Origin of the sequence: Flavobacterium fontis (assembly GCF_900129405.1) — a bacterium.
GTDB lineage: Bacteria > Bacteroidota > Bacteroidia > Flavobacteriales > Flavobacteriaceae > Flavobacterium > Flavobacterium fontis.
In genome coordinates, this window is the sequence record NZ_FQVQ01000006.1 from 156,315 (window position 1) to 173,414 (window position 17,100).

The 17,100-nt window shown below is 44.5% G+C and carries 13 protein-coding genes; 5 read left to right on the plus strand and 8 right to left on the minus strand.

Annotated features, from left to right (window positions below; all coding sequences use genetic code 11):
- Nucleotides 1-33: 33 nt before the first annotated feature.
- Nucleotides 34-1,224 (minus strand): serine hydrolase domain-containing protein, encoded by a 1,191-nt coding sequence (locus BUC17_RS07120; protein WP_073362911.1) that lies wholly within the window; start codon nt 1,222-1,224, stop codon nt 34-36.
- 205 nt (nt 1,225-1,429) lie between these two features.
- Between BUC17_RS07120 and BUC17_RS07125 the strand changes: the two genes are divergently transcribed.
- The 3 genes from BUC17_RS07125 to BUC17_RS07135 all read left to right on the plus strand — a co-directional run bounded on the left by BUC17_RS07125 (nt 1,430) and on the right by BUC17_RS07135 (nt 6,460).
- Nucleotides 1,430-2,632, plus strand: a complete 1,203-nt coding sequence (locus BUC17_RS07125; RefSeq protein WP_073362912.1) for an NAD(P)-dependent oxidoreductase — start codon at nt 1,430-1,432, stop codon at nt 2,630-2,632.
- A 79-nt stretch (nt 2,633-2,711) separates the two neighbouring features.
- Nucleotides 2,712-4,811, plus strand: coding sequence for a glycoside hydrolase family 97 protein (locus BUC17_RS07130; RefSeq protein ID WP_073362914.1), 2,100 nt, complete (start codon nt 2,712-2,714; stop codon nt 4,809-4,811).
- Nucleotides 4,812-5,020: 209 nt separating this feature from the next.
- Nucleotides 5,021-6,460, plus strand: a complete 1,440-nt coding sequence (locus BUC17_RS07135; RefSeq protein ID WP_073362915.1) for an MFS transporter — start codon at nt 5,021-5,023, stop codon at nt 6,458-6,460.
- Nucleotides 6,461-6,615: 155 nt separating this feature from the next.
- Here the strand turns inward: BUC17_RS07135 and creD are convergent, their stop codons facing one another.
- Genes creD through BUC17_RS07165 form a run of 6 tightly spaced genes read right to left on the minus strand, consistent with a single transcriptional unit; the run spans nt 6,616 to nt 9,966 of the window.
- Nucleotides 6,616-7,908 carry a cell envelope integrity protein CreD gene (gene creD / locus BUC17_RS07140; RefSeq protein WP_394334045.1) on the minus strand — a complete coding sequence of 431 codons (1,293 nt, stop codon included), beginning with the start codon at nt 7,906-7,908 and terminating at the stop codon, nt 6,616-6,618.
- 9 nt (nt 7,909-7,917) lie between these two features.
- On the minus strand, nt 7,918-8,223 hold the full coding sequence (locus BUC17_RS07145) for a hypothetical protein (RefSeq protein WP_073362917.1): 306 nt from the start codon (nt 8,221-8,223) through the stop codon (nt 7,918-7,920).
- The gene (locus tag BUC17_RS07150) at nt 8,220-8,516 is read right to left on the minus strand and encodes a hypothetical protein (protein ID WP_073362918.1); all 297 of its coding nucleotides are present in this window, start codon (nt 8,514-8,516) and stop codon (nt 8,220-8,222) included. Before BUC17_RS07150 ends, BUC17_RS07145 begins: the two co-directional genes overlap by 4 nt.
- Nucleotides 8,513-8,971, minus strand: a complete 459-nt coding sequence (locus tag BUC17_RS07155) for a hypothetical protein (protein ID WP_073362920.1) — start codon at nt 8,969-8,971, stop codon at nt 8,513-8,515. The genes BUC17_RS07150 and BUC17_RS07155 overlap by 4 nt, the downstream gene beginning before the upstream one ends.
- 46 nt (nt 8,972-9,017) lie before the next feature.
- Nucleotides 9,018-9,314, minus strand: coding sequence for a winged helix-turn-helix domain-containing protein (locus BUC17_RS07160; protein ID WP_073362921.1), 297 nt, complete (start codon nt 9,312-9,314; stop codon nt 9,018-9,020).
- Between the two features lie 19 nt (nt 9,315-9,333).
- A complete protein-coding gene (locus BUC17_RS07165) occupies nt 9,334-9,966 on the minus strand; it encodes a hypothetical protein (RefSeq protein WP_073362923.1) in 633 nt (210 codons plus the stop codon).
- Between the two features lie 86 nt (nt 9,967-10,052).
- On the opposite strand from BUC17_RS07165, the gene BUC17_RS07170 reads away from it, so the two are divergent.
- Nucleotides 10,053-11,423 (plus strand): M28 family peptidase, encoded by a 1,371-nt coding sequence (locus BUC17_RS07170; RefSeq protein ID WP_073362951.1) that lies wholly within the window; start codon nt 10,053-10,055, stop codon nt 11,421-11,423.
- Nucleotides 11,423-11,773: a DUF1801 domain-containing protein gene (locus BUC17_RS07175; RefSeq protein WP_073362925.1), complete on the plus strand. Its 351-nt coding sequence runs from the start codon at nt 11,423-11,425 to the stop codon at nt 11,771-11,773. The genes BUC17_RS07170 and BUC17_RS07175 overlap by 1 nt, the downstream gene beginning before the upstream one ends.
- 203 nt (nt 11,774-11,976) lie before the next feature.
- Here the strand turns inward: BUC17_RS07175 and BUC17_RS07180 are convergent.
- The coding region (locus tag BUC17_RS07180) for a T9SS type B sorting domain-containing protein (RefSeq protein ID WP_073362926.1) at nt 11,977-17,100 on the minus strand (5,124 nt) is incomplete at its 5' end.

Below are 17,100 nucleotides of genomic sequence, written 5' to 3' on the forward strand. Positions count from 1 at the left end.
CAAATGTAGGTAAAATCAATGAAATCAAAAAACTTATTCCCCATTGGAAACCGTGTCACCCAAAGCAAAGGGATAATCCCCAAATAAGGCGGAAAGGTTTTTTAATTGATAGGTTTTTTTGGTGTATTTATTCGATAAGGCAATGATTACCGTATTTTCATGGCGCAAAGTGATATAACTCGATGTGTTACCGTGCCACCAACCGTTGTGATAATACAATTTTTTACCGTTTTTCCACTCGCGCAATCGGATACCCAATCCGTAATTTTTCTCGCCTTTGGATTCATAACTGTAGCCTTTGTACACTTGATTCAACAAGTCTTTGCTGAGAAAGTCGGGCGAATTTCGGGCCAAATCAAATTTTAATAAATCCCTTGGCGTTGAATAAATATTTTTATCACCGTACACTGCATCCAAAAAGTCAAAACCGTATTTCACGTAATTGTACTTATAAGAAGGAGTCGCTTTATCTTTGGGACTATCTTCATCAAAAACATAGGTATTGGTCATGCCTAATGGATCAAAAATAATTTCCTTCATGGCATCGCAGTATTTTTTACCGGTCACTTTTTCGATGACCAACGCTAACATGGCGTAATTGGTGTTGTTGTAGCTAAAATGTGTGTCCGTTTTGGTTTCCAACGGGATTTTCTTGGTCATAATGACATTTAATAAATCCTGGTTAGTCAACGTTTTTTTGCGGCCCCAAATTTTTGCATCATCACAGAAGTAATTGTATTTCTTCATCCCACTGCGGTGATTCAAAAGGGTGCGAACCGTCACTTCAGTGTATGGAAATCCGGGAAAAAGCGTGGTTAGTTTTTGATCCAATTCCAATTTTTTTGCATCAATCAATTTTAAAATGGCAGAAGCCGTCAATACTTTTGAAACCGAAGCAATGTGGAGTGGGGTGTTTTCTGAATTGAGAAGATTATGTTCTTTGTCGGCATAGCCTTCATAGCGTTCATAGATGATTTCCCCATTTTTAGCCACTAAAAAACAAATGTTTTCAAAGTTGTTGTTGAAGAACTTTTTAATGTATTTTTCAATTTCATTCTTCTTGGCATTCTTATACGATTCTTCCAATTTAGGTAATGAATCTTGGGGAGGAAGCATGGCGTATTCAGGGCCATTATACTCTTTTTTCTGTCCGCCCGATTTGTGGCAACCCACAAACATGAGTGCGGTAATGAGCGTTATATAGAAGTAATTATTTCGGGTCATGGGTTAGTCGTAAAAAAACAAATATAGAAAGTCAGTTCCCTATTTTTTTACCCAAAAAATTGAAAAAATAACAAAATTATTAACAGCGTATCCCAAGCATCTGACCCTGAGGTGACAACCGTGTGGTGAATTTCGACCAAAAGTTTTGAAATCGATTTCGTTACCCGTACTTTTGGGCGCATTCAATTTAAAATAGGCAATAGCTATGGTATTTGGTATCGTAAAAGAACGTAAGTCTCCTCCCGATCGTCGCGTGGTTTTTACCCCCGAAGAATTGGTCCGATTGCAACAAGCCCATCCCGAGGTTCGTATCAAAGTGGAATCTTCCGACATCCGCGTGTTTCCCGACGAAGCTTACCGCACGTTGGGACTCGAAGTGACCACCGATATGCAGGACTGCGAGGTACTTTTCGGCGTAAAAGAAATTCCCGTGGACGCCTTATTGCCCGGGAAAAAGTATTTCTTTTTTTCGCATACGATCAAAAAACAACCCTACAACCGTGCTTTGTTGCAAGCTATTTTAGCCAAAAAAATCGAACTCTATGACCACGAAACGATTGTGGATGCCCAAAACAAACGGCTCATCGGATTTGGACGTTATGCGGGTATCGTGGGCGCCTACAACGGGTTTAGAGGATTTGGCATCAAATACGAATTGTTCACCCTTCCCAAAGCCGAAACACTACAAAGCAAAGACGATCTTATTGCACGGTTGAAGCGTATCCTTTTGCCCAATATCAAAATTGTACTGACTGGTAAAGGAAAAGTCGGAATGGGCGCCAAAGAAATTCTGGACGGAATGAAAATGAAATCGGTTTCCGTCGAAGATTTCTTGACCAAAACCTACACCGAACCCGTGTATACACATATCGATGTGATGGATTATAATGTACGTTTAGACGGACAAAACCTGGGTAAAAGTGACTTTTATGCCCATCCCGAAGCCTACACTTCCCATTTTGAGCGGTTTACCAAAGTCGCCGATGTATTTATGGCAGGTCATTTTCACGCCAACGGTTCCCCCGATATACTCACCCAAGCCATGCTGCAAGCCCCCGATTGCAAACTCAAAGTGGTTGCTGATATTTCGTGTGATGTAAACGGACCCATTGCGTGTACTACCCGCGCGACAACCATCGCCGACCCGTTTATGGGCTATTTGCCTAGAGAACATCGCGAAGTGCCCTACACGCATCCCGGCGCCATTATGGTGATGTCGGTGGATAACCTGCCTTGTGAATTGCCTAAAGATGCCAGCGAAGGATTTGGGGAAATGTTTATGGAACACGTGGTTCCCGCCTTTTTTAACGGCGATAAAGACGGAATTCTTCAACGCGCCAAGATGACCGAAAACGGACAGTTGACACCGCGATTTGCTTACCTGCAAGACTATGTAGACGGCCATTAAAAAATACAATCCTGAGTTTTCACTCGGGATTTTTTATTTCCCTCGGTTATGGTATCTTTAGCCTTTTAAATGCATTCGTATGAAACGTTTCTTTGGATGGCTTGGCTTTTTCGTCCTAGCCGCAACTTCTGCGCAAACCGTAACCGCTCCTGGAGGCAATCTGTCGCTAACTTTTCAATTAACCGACAAAGGACAACCGGCCTATAGTGTTCGGTTTAAAACCCAAGATGTCGTACTTCCCTCTACCTTAGGGATGCGCATCAAGGATTTACCTGCCTTGACCGAAGGCTTTGAAGTCCTGAAAACCGAGTCCAACGTTGTCAACGAACCTTGGACACCCGTTTTGGGAGAAACCGCCGAAATTCCCAACCACTACACCCAACTCACGGTCGCCCTTCGCCAAGCGGCTACAGGTCGTTTGCTCACCCTTATTTTTAAGGTATACGACGAAGGTGTCGCATTCCGCTACGAATTTCCCAAACAGCCCCAACTCAATTATTTTATCATAGAAGACGAGTTGACGCAATTTAATTTGAATGGCAATCATAAAACATTCTGGATTCCCGGCGACTACGACAGTCAAGAATATGCTTATAACGAAACCTTTTTTGCCGATATCGATGGGGCAAAAATCGATATGAACAACGGCATTGGATTAAAAACCATCCGCAGCAACCAACGCGTACAGTCGCCCTTGATGATGAAAACAGCTCAAGGTCTTTACCTCAATATTTTTGAAGCCGCTGTGGTCAATTACCCAGTGATGCATTTGGAGGTGCAGCCCAAAACCTACCGTTTAACGTCGCATCTCGTACCCAATGCCTTGGGCGACAAAGCCTATTTGCAAACCCCAGCCGTAACGCCTTGGCGCACGATTTTTGTTCACGATGATGCCCGAAAAATTGTATCCTCACGCATGATTCTCAGTTTGAATGAACCCTGTAAAATCAGCGATGTCTCGTATATCAAACCCATGAAGTATGTGGGCGTTTGGTGGGAAATGCATGTAGGAAAATCAACCTGGGATTACGCCGGGTCACAAAATGCACAAAACGCCGCCGATGGATCCCTAAAACCCTCAGGACGCCATGGGGCTACGACCGAAAATGTAAAACGCTATATCGACTTTGCCGCCCAACACGGATTTGATGGCGTTTTGGTCGAAGGTTGGAATACCGGCTGGGAAGATTGGTTTGGCAATTGGAAAGAGGATGTGTTTGATTTTGTGACGCCCTATCCCGATTTTGACCTCAAAGCGGTAAATGCTTATGCCCAAGCCAAGGGCGTCAAAATGATTATGCATCATGAAACCTCGGGTTCGGTAGCCAATTACGAGCGCCACCTTGACCGTGCGTTTCAGTTGATGAAAGATTACGGATACCCCGCTGTAAAATCGGGCTATGTGGGACGCATTATTCCACGGGGCGAGTTTCACGACGGCCAAACCATGGTCAACCACTATAATTTTGTGGCCCGACGCGCGGCCGATTTCAAACTCATGATCAATTCGCACGAGAGTTCACGCCCCACGGGCTATCATCGAACATACCCCAACTACATCGCGGCTGAAGCGGCACGTGGCAACGAATTCAACGCTTGGAGTGTGGGGAATCCGCCCATGCACGAAACGATTTTGCCTTTTACCCGTTTGTTGGGGGGACCAATGGATTATACGCCTGGGATTTTTGAAATCAAAATGAGTTACTACGATAAATCCAAATCAGAGCAAGTCCACACCACGCTTGCCAAGCAACTCGCCTTGTATGTTACCTTGTATTCTCCGTTGCAAATGGCTGCCGATTTGCCCGAAAACTACGAGCGCCACCTCGATGCGTTTCAGTTTATCAAAGACGTGGCTGTCGATTGGCAGGACTCGAAGTATTTGGAGGCCGAGCCAGGCGATTATCTCACCGTAGCGCGTAAAGAGAAAAAGGGAGAACGCTGGTTTTTGGGGGCGATTACCGACGAAAACGCGCGTACAACGACCCTCAAATTGGATTTCTTAACCCCCGGTAAAAAATACAAAGCCATCCTCTACCAAGATGCCAAAGAGGCCGACTGGAAAACCAATCCAAAAGCGTATGAAATCAAAACGATGACGGTAACCGCCAAGTCCAAATTAACCTTGCGCTTGGCACCCGGCGGGGGTACTGCTGTGAGTTTTGAACCTCTTCCGTAAGATTCAGGAGCTTTTTCCGGCTATTCACTGCAAGCCGCGCTCGTTCCGGCTTTTTGACGACCAAAGTCCTTGAGCTCCTAAAGTCGCTACGGCCGTTGGGTCAAAATTAGCCCTCACCACGCGCGGGCTTTCCGTTGCTATCCGGGCTAGGGGAGTTGCTTTTCATAATAATTCAATATCTTTAAAACCTAAACCAAAAAACAAACCTTATGCGTAGTCCTTCTACTCAAACCAATTGGGCGCAGTTTGTGCCCCTCGCTAGTGTCTTCTTTTTCTGGGGATTCGTGGCGGCGAGTAACGATATTCTAATTCCTGTTTTCAAGAATGCTTTTACGCTCGAAAATTGGCAAAGTCAGCTGGTCTCGGTTGCCTTTTACATTGCTTATACCGTAGGATCGGTTGTTTACCTCTTGATTTCGTATGTTACCGGAGGGGATGTAATCAACCGCATTGGGTACAAAAACGCGTTAGCCTTGGGGTTAACCATCTCGGCGCTCGGCACCTTATTGTTTTATCCTGCCGCCAATACGAAGTCGTTTCCTTTAATGCTTACGGGCTTGTTTGTGGTGGCTTTCGGATTTTCTTTGCAGCAAACCGTTGCCAATCCGTTGGCCATTGCCTTGGGACCGTTACATACGGGGTCGCAGCGGTTAACCTTGGCCGGGGGAATCAACAATTTGGGGACGACTATCGGACCCTTATTGGTGAGTTTTGCCATATTTGGGGCGCCTTCAGCCCAAAAAGCAGCCATGGACATTGAAAGTGTAAAGATTCCCTATTTGGTATTGGGCGCTGCCTTTTTGGTGGTCGCGTTGTTGTTAAAATTATCAAGTATTCCCGATCGACCCGCCGCTGTCGTGGAAGAAGAAATTACAGTGAGTAACACAGTTCGTAATTCGGCCTTGCACTATCCGCAATTGGTGCTCGGGATGATTGCAATATTTGTGTATGTAGGTGTTGAAGTCTCCACGGCGAGTAATTTGCCCGCTTATATGGAAAAGGATTTGGGCTTTAAAACACAAGATATTGCCCCCTATATTTCGTTGTACTGGGCGAGTTTAATGATTGGCCGTTGGACGGGGGCCGTAGAGGCTTTTACGGAGAATATGAATCTGCGTCAGGTGTTGCGTTTTATAGCGCCCTATTTGGCTTTTGGGGTCTTTTTAGGGGTCAACCGATTGATGAATCACGATTTAACACCCTTCTATATTTACGGTGCTGTAATTGTTGTTTTAATTGTAGCCGATATCGCAAGTAAAGGAAATCCGGCGCGGATGTTGTTTATTTTCTCTGTGCTTGGGATTACCGCTTTGGCTATTGGAATGGCTACCCGCGGCATGGTTTCGGTGTACGCCTTTACTTCGGTGGGATTGTTTTGCAGTACCTTGTGGCCTTGTATTTTTACCCTAGCTATCAGCGGACTGGGCAAACATACCTCGCAAGGCAGTAGCTTTTTGATCATGATGATTATGGGCGGTGGCTTGGTGAGTTTGTTGCAAGGGTATATGGCCGATGTAGTTTCTATTCATGCCAGTTATATCGTAGGGGTTGGATGTTTTGCCTACTTAGCGTTCTATGCTTGGCAAGTGACCCGTATTTTGAAAAAGCAAGGCATTGCCTTTGACACCACGGTGAGCAGCGGTCATTAATAGGTATTCATTATACAACATAAAACTCCGAAGGAACTGGGTTCTTTCGGAGTTTTGTCGTTTCTACACTAGCCCTGATAGGAGCAAGCTACCCCGCCGTACGAAGGGAGGCGTGTAGCGCGGATAGCAGGACTACGGTGGTGGTTAGCAGGGGGTTACTTGCTCCAATCGATTTTTCGCGAGAAGAACATGACGGCTGCGAGGATGGCAAATAGACCGACACTTCCTACCAACAGGGCGTAATCTTCGAGTTGAATGATCACAAAAAGGAAGGCGTAAATGAGCGATAAGGCACCCCCGATGAGTAAGGGGAATTTTCGGTTTTGTAGAATCGAGTAGGCGTAGAGCGTTATCATACTCACGATGGCGGTGCCGGCAATGGCGTAGGCTAGGGTGAAACTGCTGTGTTCGGTGATCGAGATGAGCAAGGCATAAAAGAGGACCAATGCAATGCCAATCATGCTGTATTGAAAGATGTGGATGTTGATTTTACTGAGTGTTTGAATAAGGAAAAAGACCAAAAAGGTGAGACCGATGACCAGGAATCCGTATTTAGAAGCCCGTTCGTTTTGTTGGTATTCGTCGACAGGTGTGATGAGATCGACTTTGTAGGCGTATTTGCTTAAGTCGGGCAAGGGACCAAATTGTTGTTGGTTGAACGGACGGTTGAAGTGTTGCACCTGCCACGTAGCTTGAAATCCGTTGGGGCTAGCGTTTTGAGTGCTGGGCAAAAAGTATCCCGAGAAACTGGGTGAATGCCAGTCGCTGTGGAGGGTAGCCTTTGTGGATTTGCCTACGGGAACAAAGCTGATGGCGTGACTTCCGTTGTAATTCAATTCCATTTTGAAGGTTTTTCCTGCGAGTTGCGTTGCTGGAAAACGTCCGCTTTCGAGCGTTGCGATAGTGTCGTTGGGTTTGCTGCTTGCCACGGGTTCAAAGGCAATTTTTTGTCCGTTGACGTTCACTTTGACTTCACTGTTGATGCTGTTGATGTTGGTAGTTTGGAAGACGATTTGTGTTTCTTCCCAATGGATGTTCTCGGCGGGAATGGAAAGCGCCGAAAAATCGGGGGTGGCAAACTGTCCTTCAAAGGTGATGGCAGCCGAAAAGACATTAGCTTTGTAAATACTCCGTTTGAGGGTACGCGCCATTTTTACCTCGCTAGCGGTAGTGAGCTTATCGGGAAAAAAGTAAGCCGTTTGCAGTTGTTTTGTGGTGTTGTCGTAGTACGGTACTTTGAGCATGGGGCCGTAGCAAAAGACTTCGCCTCCCCATTTGGAGGTGGTTTCGGTAATCACTTCTTGTTTTCGTTGGCTGCGTTCGGTGATGAGGTCTTGCACAAAGAAAAGCGGGATGAGAAGTACGAGCGTAAGGAATCCGACCATCATCATTTTGGCGGTATTCGATTGAAAAAAGGTTTTCATTTCGTGATCTTGCTGTTCCATAATTGACATGTTTTATAAAGAATTAATAATGATTTTTAGGTAGACAAAAGCGATGGGAATATTGGCCAATACGAGGAGTATTTTAACGCCGTAATAGTCCCTGTGGTTGTGTAAACGCGCGCATTGGTAGAGCAAGTTGCCAAGCACGATAAGGTTGGTTGCGAGGGCCAACAGCACATAGTAAAAGCCGGCCAAGAGCACATATTCATGTCTTGTGGTTAAAAAAGCCAACAGTAAAAGCGTTCCGATTACAAAGGAAGCGATGGCAATTTGCGTGGAGCGCTGTCCGGTAGCGCTTTGGTATTGTTTTCGAGTCATCGGGCGTGTGTTTGAATGAGCGTGTAAAGCAAGAGGTAACAGGCTACTACAGGGATATTGAGCACTAACACGCCAAAATCTTTAAGATGCTGTATACGATTTTCGGGGGCGTATACTGCCTCGTGAATAAGAGCGATGAAGGCCATACCATGAATAAGTAGGGCAAAAAGCGTGTAAAAAAATCCGAGGAAGACCACCACTTCATGACGGGTGATTACATAGGCATAACAAAGGAGGGTTTCGCCACAAAAGGTGACTAAGGCGATTTTTTGGTATAGGTTATAGGCTTTCATGGCTGAATGTTGAACGTTTTTCGAAAGTCGGCAATAGGATAGGGAAGGAGTGGGAGAAAGTTGAGGTCATAAAACCGATGCGCTTGTTTTCCTCTGCGGAAGGATTGGTAAAAGTGCCCCCATTGAAACGGGTAAAACACTACTCCTGTACCAACCACTAAATAAACAAAGGGACTTCGTTTTCCATTGCCTAGTAGGTAAAATTGCATGGTGATTTCATCGCATACGGTTCCACCTGTTTGGGTAAGTACATGATAAATATCGTGCTCTTCGAGGGTGGGTTGTATTTCAAAATGATGCCGACATAAGAAACAACCTAGATGAAATCCTAGACTTTCTTCGGGCATGCGTAAAAGTTCTTGTAGCGTGAGATTCCACGCTTCCTTTCGTTTAAAAATCCACTGGTAGGGGATTCGTACGGTGCGGTACATCCATTCAATAAATAATTCTCTCATAATAAAAGTACTTTGAATTACAAAGTATAAGTATAAAAAAATAGGGTTACGACTTTTGTATTAATTTTTCCAGGGCTTCGATATGGTTCTTGAAGGCAGTTTTTCCCGCCGTTGTGGCCAAATAGCGGGTATTAGGTTTTTTACCGATAAATTGTTTTTCTACTTGGATGTAGGCTTCAGTTTCTAAAGCTTTGATATGCGAAGCTAGGTTGCCATCGGTCACGCCGAGCAGTTCTTTCAACGTGGTAAAGTCCACACGATCATTCACCATGAGAACCGACATGATACCCAGTCGAATGCGATGGTCAAAGGCTTTGTTGATATTTTCAAGTAGGGATTTCACAGCTGCGGTAAAATTACGATTAATTTCGGTCGTATTTCACATACATCATGGCCCCGTAGAGGACGTGGCAAACGCCAAATCCAAGAGCCCAAAAGAGCAAATCGGAATCCTTGAAATACGCCGCCATCAGTCCCAACACGATTTGCGTAAGGCCCAGATACCGCACATCTCGGAAGGTGAATTTTGATGCATTGACACAGCCCATGCCGTAAAACAAAAGCATTATGGGAGCAATCAATTCGTAATACCCTTTAAAGAGAAGAATAAGTACTAGGAGCCCACCGGTTACCAAAGGAATACTGAAATTAATGAGGAGTCGTCGGGACGATGCATTCCAGAGCGTTTCTCCCATTTTTTTAGCTTTTTTTGCACTTAGCACTATTCCCGTAACGATTGAAGCCAATACAATTACGGTGGCTAATCCCATCAATTGTAACGACAATGCATCCAGAGGGAAGCCGATTACGCCGCGAGATTCCGAATAATCCTCTACTTCATAAGCCTGCAATAGGTGATCCGCATACCCGGCACCGGCTAAAGCATACAATCCCGCCAACACTCCCGATAAACCACTCAACGATAAAGTCTGTGAGGATTTGGACATCATTTCTTTGATCTCCTTTAAGTCTTTTAAATAATCATTCGTCTCCATAAAAGTACTTTGAGTTACAAAGTAAATGTATATTTATTTTTTAGACAAACTTTTTTTGGTTTATTTTTGAGAAAAATACAATGCTCATGAAATACGGACTTTCCCTGACTCTTTTACTCGCTTTTCAATCGTTGTTTGCGCAATCGGATGCGCAGATGCTCGACCGAATTCACCGTTCAGCGCTCACGCAAGGGCAGTGTTATCCTTGGTTGGAGCATTTGTCCAATTCGATTGGTGCGCGCTTATCAGGTTCGGATGGAGCTGCCAAAGGAGTGGCGTATACCAAAGCACAATTGGAGCAGTTGGGGCTTGATCGCGTCTATTTGCAGGAGGTGATGGTACCCAAATGGGAGCGAGGGGAGAAGGAAGTTGCCTATGTCCAATTTGGAAAAGAGCGTTTAGACTTATCCATTTGTGCCTTAGGGATGTCGGTGGCTACCCCCAAGAACGGTTTAGAAGCCGAGATTATTGAAGTTAAATCGCTGGACGAATTGAAAGCTTTGGGAGCAGAGAACGTTCGCGGGAAACTCGTTTTTTTCAACCGTCCCATGGATCCTGAGCATGTTGAAACCTTCCGCGCTTATGGGGGTTGTGTGGATCAACGTTCTTCTGGGGCTCGTGAAGCAGGTAAGTTGGGTGCCGTTGGCGTATTGGTACGTTCAATGAATTTACGTATTGACGATCTTCCCCATACGGGAATGACCAATTATGGGGATACGCCCGAGTCACAGCGTATTCCAGCGGCCGCAGTGAGTACTTTAGATGCAAATGCCTTGAGCGAAGTCTTAAAATCCCATCCTAATGCTAAAATTTATTTTCGACAAACTTGCCGCTATTTAGGGGAAGTGCTCTCCTATAATGTAGTTGGGGAGATTAAAGGAACAACTTTTCCGGATAAAATTATTTTGGTGGGTGGGCATTTGGACTCGTGGGACTTGGGCGATGGTTCGCATGATGATGGTGCTGGCTGTGTACAAAGTATGGAAGTATTGGCACTGTTTAAGCGACTTGGATACCGTCCGAAGCACACTATTCGAGCGGTTTTATTTATGAATGAAGAAAATGGGGTAAAAGGAGGGCTGCAATATGAAGCCGAATCCAAACGGTTGGGCGAGCAACATATTTTTGCTTTGGAGAGTGATGCTGGAGGATTTGCGCCTCGCGGGTTTTCGTTTGAAATTGATGCTGCCAATATGGAGCAAGTGCAACAATGGAAACCTTTGTTTGAACCGTACCTCTTACATTTATTTCGTCAAGGGCATTCAGGAGTTGATATCGGTCCCCTGCAATCCCCAAAGATTGTCAAAGCGGGACTGCAACCCGATTCGCAACGCTATTTTGACCACCATCATGCGGCCAACGATACCTTTGATGCCGTGAACAAACGGGAGTTGGAATTAGGAGCTGCTGCGATGGCTTCTTTGGTGTATTTGTTTGATCAATACGGCATTCGCTAATGCAACCCGCTCATGATTATGTGATGCGTCAACCCGAACCTTTTCGGGCCCTTTTGATGCATTGTATGGCGACCATTGAAGCGGTTGTTCCTGCAGTAGAATTGCGTTATCGCTATGCTATTCCTTTTTACTATTACCATGATAAACCGTTTTGTTATCTCAATGCAAGACACAAAAAAGGCTATGTTGATCTCGGATTTTATAGAGGTTATCAACTGAGAACACATCAAGAGATTTTGGTAAGTACCGATCGTACGATGGTTAAATCACTTCAATTTACAACCATTGAATCTCTAAATCAAACGGTATTAGAAGCGCTTCTTTTAGAGGCTAAGGCATTGTATGAATAGGTCGTGTATCTTTGGAACACCTTTTACTTTTATAAATAGAATATAGGTTTTATGCTTTGCATTACTTTTATTTTCTCGTTACATTTTATTCTGGATTTTAGCGTTTAGCTGCAACATCCTTGGTTATCCCTGTCGATAAATAATGGCATAAAAAAAAGGAGATTCAAATCGAATCTCCTTTTTGTTTTAGGGTGTAAAGTGACTTATTTTACTTCACGATTTACATAGACCCATCCTGTTTTGGTTGGTACACCATCACGCTCAATGACGTAATAGTAGGTACCATCAGGAAGTTCATTATCATTATCCGACTGACCACTCCATTGGTTGGTATAGTTGGAACGCGAGTACACTTTTGTACCGTAACGGTTGTAAATACTTAATTGTTTTACATTCAATCCGGTTAGGTCAAAGCTGTCATTCAAACCATCCCCGTTAGGTGAAATACCTCTTGGGATAGCACAAGTGACTTCATTGGCGGTAAACGATTGCGTAGTTGTACAAGTGGATGTTCCGTTTCCTACGGTTACGGTTACCGTATAGGTTCCAGAAGCTGTTACATTTAAGGTAGCACCTGTTCCTACAGTAGCTCCTGAAGCATTGGTCCATGTATAGGTAGCACTTCCAAAATTACCAGAAACAACTTCCAACACATAAACGCTGCCTTCACATCCACCTTCAATTGTAAAGGATGGAGCAGGAGTAATGGTGATGTCAAAACTTTCTTGGTCAGTACAACTTCCATTTTGAGCAAAAACATAAAGCGTAGTACTCGCATTAACTACAGCACCAGCATTCAACTGTGTACCTGTTCCATTTTGACCGGTAAAGTAGTTTCCTACGGTCAAGGCTGGAAGAGTATACGAATCACAAGCAAACACGTCGTTGATCGGTAATACATCAGGCGTTGCTACAACAGTAACTGTAATTGAAGCAGTGGTAGCACATTGTCCAGCATCGGGTGTAAACGTTGATGTAAATGAACCCGCAGTTGTAGTGGTTATCGTTGCCGGATTCCAAGTTCCGTTCACTCCATTCGTAGATTGAGTGGGTAGCGTAATTGAGGCACTTCCAGAACATACGGGTGCAATAGCGGCAAAAGTTGGCACTGTGGGCGCGGTGATGGTAACCGTCAACGTTGTACTTACAGCACACTGCCCTGCATTGGGTGTAAAGGTAACTGTTTGAGAACCGACAGCCGATGTGTCAATCGCAGCTGACCATGTTCCAGAAATTCCATTATCGGAGGTAGTTGGTAACGTTGGTGCGGAACTATTTTGACACAAAGGAGCAATAGCCGTAAATGTAGGAACAATCGAAGGTGCTATAATCGAAACTTGGAGTGTCGTTGGCACTGCACATTGCGCTGCATTGGGTGTAAAGGTATAGGTAAATGTACCGACCACACTAGTATCAATGGTAGCTGGATTCCAAGTACCAGTGATTCCATTAGCATCTGCGGCAGGAAGTGTCCCAGGGGTTAAACCTTGACATATTGGTGCAATGGGTTCAAATGAAGGAATTACAGAAGGCGCATTGATTACTACATCCAACGTGGTGCCATTAGCACATTGCCCAGGATTTGGTGTAAAGGTGTAGGTAAATGTCCCCACCACAGCTGTACTGATTGTTGCAGGGTTCCAAGTACCAGCAATTCCGTTCAAGGATGTTGTGGGTAACGTTGGAGCAGCTAAATCTTGACAAATCGCAGGGATTGGGTCAAAAGTTGGTGTTGTAGCTGGTGGAGTAATCGTCACCTGAATGGTTACAGGGGTCGAACAGTTACCTGATGATGGTGTAAACACATAATCAAATGTACCTGCAACCGTAGTGTCAATAGTTGCTGGATTCCAAGTTCCCGCCACATTGTTAGTTGAAGTGGCTGGTAAAGTTGGTGCTGTTTGTCCTTGACATGCGGTAATCGGATCAAAAGTAGGTGTAATCGGTGTTGAGATTAAGATGGACACCGTAACTGGATTTCCACATTGCCCTGCATTGGGTGTAAAGACATAGTCTGTACTTCCCAGTGTTGAAGTATCAATAGTGGCAGGATTCCAAGTTCCTTCAATATTGTTTAATGAAGTTGTTGGAAGTACCGGTGCTGTTGCTCCTTGACAGATGCTATTAATAGGTGCAAAGGTAGGGTCAACAGGCTGCGTAATCGTAATCGTGAAACTACGCTCGCTAGTACAGTTAGGTGTAGTTCCTGAAGCCGCATATACATACATGGTTTGTGAGGCCGAAATGACATCACCGGCATTGTATGCTGTTCCTGTTCCACCAGGTTCAGAGAAATAATTACCTACCGTAAGTGTGGGTAAGGTATAATCACCACACTGCGTTACGTTTGCAATGAAAGGAATTACAGGTGTGGGTTGAATGGTAATAGTAGTTGTAGTAGTAAAAGGATCACAACCTCCCGATGCCGGAACGGTGTAGGATACGGTATAGGTACCAGGTGTACTTGCTCCGGGGATTATATTACCATTGATAGCATTAATATTTAGACCCGCTGGTGAAGCTGAGAAATTTCCACCAGGTGTACCTGTAATTGTTGCAACAACAGGGTCAAAAGTAGAATTACAATAGGCAGGTGCTGGATACGAAATCGTAGCATCAGCAGGTGCGGTGATAATTACTGTTCTTGAAGTTGTAATAAAAGGAATAGTATTACAAGTACCTCCAATAGTTGTAGCCGTTGTAGCTGTTACCACATAGGCTCCTGGAGCACTAGCCGATAAATCGATGGTACCTGTTACAGGATCAATTACTAATCCCGTTGGAGTAGCAGTGTAGGTTCCAGCTGTAGCGCCTGGCGCTAAAACAGGAGTTGGATCTGCATCGTTTTGACAATAGAATGTTGAACTATAATTGAAAATATTAATTGGGAAACAAGCCGTAGTACCTCCATTCGTATTCGTTTGTGTAAACGTCACCGTTCCAGGCTGATTGGAGAAGTTAGTAATCATAATTACATACACCTCACACAATTGTGCATTTGGAATACACATAATCTCTTGAGGTGCTGCTGAATAACTACAAGCGTGTAAGTTTCCATTACAACCTTGAGCGGGTGTAAGCGCAGGTAACTGACCTGCCAATGGATTTGCAGGTACTCCGATACAAGCTGAATTTAAATCAGTAAAGGGTCCCCATGCCACATAATCCACATCACGTCCAACACCATTGTTATCTACTTGAGTAATCAAATAGCTTAATGGTCCTGCTTGATTTACTTGTAAGAAGAAGAAAGCAGGGTTTGGAGATGTAAATAAACATCCAATCTGTCCTAAACTTGGTACATTGGTTGAGTTAGCATACGTAATAGTTTGACCCGTACAGAAAGCAGGTGCTTCAGTACATGGTAACGTACCAATACACAAGTCAAAAGTGACATATTGAGGGTTGGCAGAGGCCGAATAAATACGAATGTAATAGGTAGTTCCTGGCACTAAATCATCAGCACTATTACAGTTTAACTGAGTTAAGTTACCGCAATTATCTCCGGTGAAGATAGCATAGTCCAAATCTGTTCCTGCTGGAAGTACGTTGTTAAAAGAAACAATGTGAGTCGGAGCCGTTGCTGTAAAAGTATACCATACGTCATCGTTGGCGACTCCAGGAGGACAGTTGACAGCTGGCGCAGAGGCAGTAGCTCCAATTAATGTACCAGGCGTTGTTTGAACACAGTTTAAGTTTTGATTTACAACTGCAAAAGAAGCTGCACTACACTCATCGTTTACGGGTAAAGTTCCGAAAGTAAACGGTTGAGACCATGTACTGGTTTCACCTTGTGCATTACAAATCGAACGTACGTAGAACGTGTAAGCAGTTCCTGCAGGTAAGTTGGTAAGGGTGTAAGGATTACTTGTTGTTAAAATACCTATAGAAGTCCCTGATGGAGGTAAGCCACCAAGTGGAACAATGAAAATTTCCCATTGTGTAGCAGTTCCTTGTTCTGTCCAAGCCAATTGCACAGAGTTTTGAGTGGCTTGTTGAATATTCAAACTCACAGGTCTTGGACATGCAGGGGCTTGTTCACAAGTTACATTCGCTACCCATCCTGGCGCATTTACAGAACCATCACTGCGGAAACGGAATGTTAAACAACCACCTACAGTTGAAGCTGTAAATGGACCTGGTAAATTTGCACCGGTTAAGTTACCCCAGTACGAACCAGGTAATCCTCCTGGGACATTTCCTGCTCCATTAGCACTTGCAATTTGAGGAGCGTTGATATCTGGTCCGTCAAATACATATAACCCATCCCAGGTAGCCTCGGTATTGAATTCAGTAAAGGTTACTGTAACTACTTGGTTAGAACCAGTAGGTGGACAAATTATAACTGTGTTATCTGTTCCGTTAGCATAGTTTGCATTCGCACCTCCAAGGTCGGTAAAGATACCACCACATTGCGGAGGGGCAATTTGTGTTGTGATCGTTCTTGGGCCAACCCAGTTACTTAAGTCGCCACTAGGACAAACCGCTTGTACGTACAAGTCATAACAAGTATCAGGTGTTAATCCTGTAAATATATGAGGATTGGTAGTCGTTACCGTAAATCCTGTGGTAGTAGTAGTTGGAACTGGAGAACCACATGGAAGGGCTATCACATTCCAAGTTGTTGCGGTATTTGGGTTTGTCCATGCTAAAGTAGCGCTGTTTGAAGTAACGGCCGATGCTACTAAAGTATTGGGATTTGGACAGATTGGCGGTGGCGCACATACTACGTTGGCTAACCATCCTACATCATTTACTGACCCATCACTACGGAATCGGAACGTCAGACATCCACTAGGATCAGTAGAAGTAAACGAAGGTAAATTCGCTCCTGTCAATGTTCCCCAAAACGAACCGGGTAAACCACCCGGTACATTACCAGCTCCATTCGTACTCGCAATTTGAGGTGAATTTATGGTTGGTCCATTAAACACGTACAATCCATCCCAGGTGGCTTCAGTATCAAATAAGGTAAAGGTAACTGTTACTACATCATTAGCATTATCAGGACAGATGGTTACCGTTGAATCGGTATTGTTGGCATAGTTTGCGTTTCCACCTGGATCGGAGAACACGCCGCCACAGGCTGGAGGTGCTACTTGTGTAGTAATCGATGCTGGACCAGCCCAGTTGCTCAAATCAGTTCCTGAACATACAGCACGAACATACACATCATAACAAGTCAATCCTGATAGTCCAGTCAATTGGAAAGGACGGGTGTTGGCTACAGTAAATCCAGTAGTCGCTGCATTGGGTGCAGGCGAACCACAGGGGACTGCGATAATATGCCATTGTGTTTCAGTGCTTCCAGCCGTCCAGTTGAACGT

Coding starts and splice junctions, on each gene's coding strand:
- BUC17_RS07150 (WP_073362918.1), bottom strand. CDS start 8,516: ATGAAAGCCTATAACCTATACCAAAAAATCGCCTTAGTCACCTTTTGT.
- BUC17_RS07130 (WP_073362914.1), top strand. CDS start 2,712: ATGAAACGTTTCTTTGGATGGCTTGGCTTTTTCGTCCTAGCCGCAACT.
- BUC17_RS07120 (WP_073362911.1), bottom strand. CDS start 1,224: ATGACCCGAAATAATTACTTCTATATAACGCTCATTACCGCACTCATG.
- BUC17_RS07175 (WP_073362925.1), top strand. CDS start 11,423: ATGCAACCCGCTCATGATTATGTGATGCGTCAACCCGAACCTTTTCGG.
- BUC17_RS07125 (WP_073362912.1), top strand. CDS start 1,430: ATGGTATTTGGTATCGTAAAAGAACGTAAGTCTCCTCCCGATCGTCGC.
- BUC17_RS07135 (WP_073362915.1), top strand. CDS start 5,021: ATGCGTAGTCCTTCTACTCAAACCAATTGGGCGCAGTTTGTGCCCCTC.
- BUC17_RS07145 (WP_073362917.1), bottom strand. CDS start 8,223: ATGACTCGAAAACAATACCAAAGCGCTACCGGACAGCGCTCCACGCAA.
- BUC17_RS07155 (WP_073362920.1), bottom strand. CDS start 8,971: ATGAGAGAATTATTTATTGAATGGATGTACCGCACCGTACGAATCCCC.
- BUC17_RS07165 (WP_073362923.1), bottom strand. CDS start 9,966: ATGGAGACGAATGATTATTTAAAAGACTTAAAGGAGATCAAAGAAATG.
- BUC17_RS07170 (WP_073362951.1), top strand. CDS start 10,053: ATGAAATACGGACTTTCCCTGACTCTTTTACTCGCTTTTCAATCGTTG.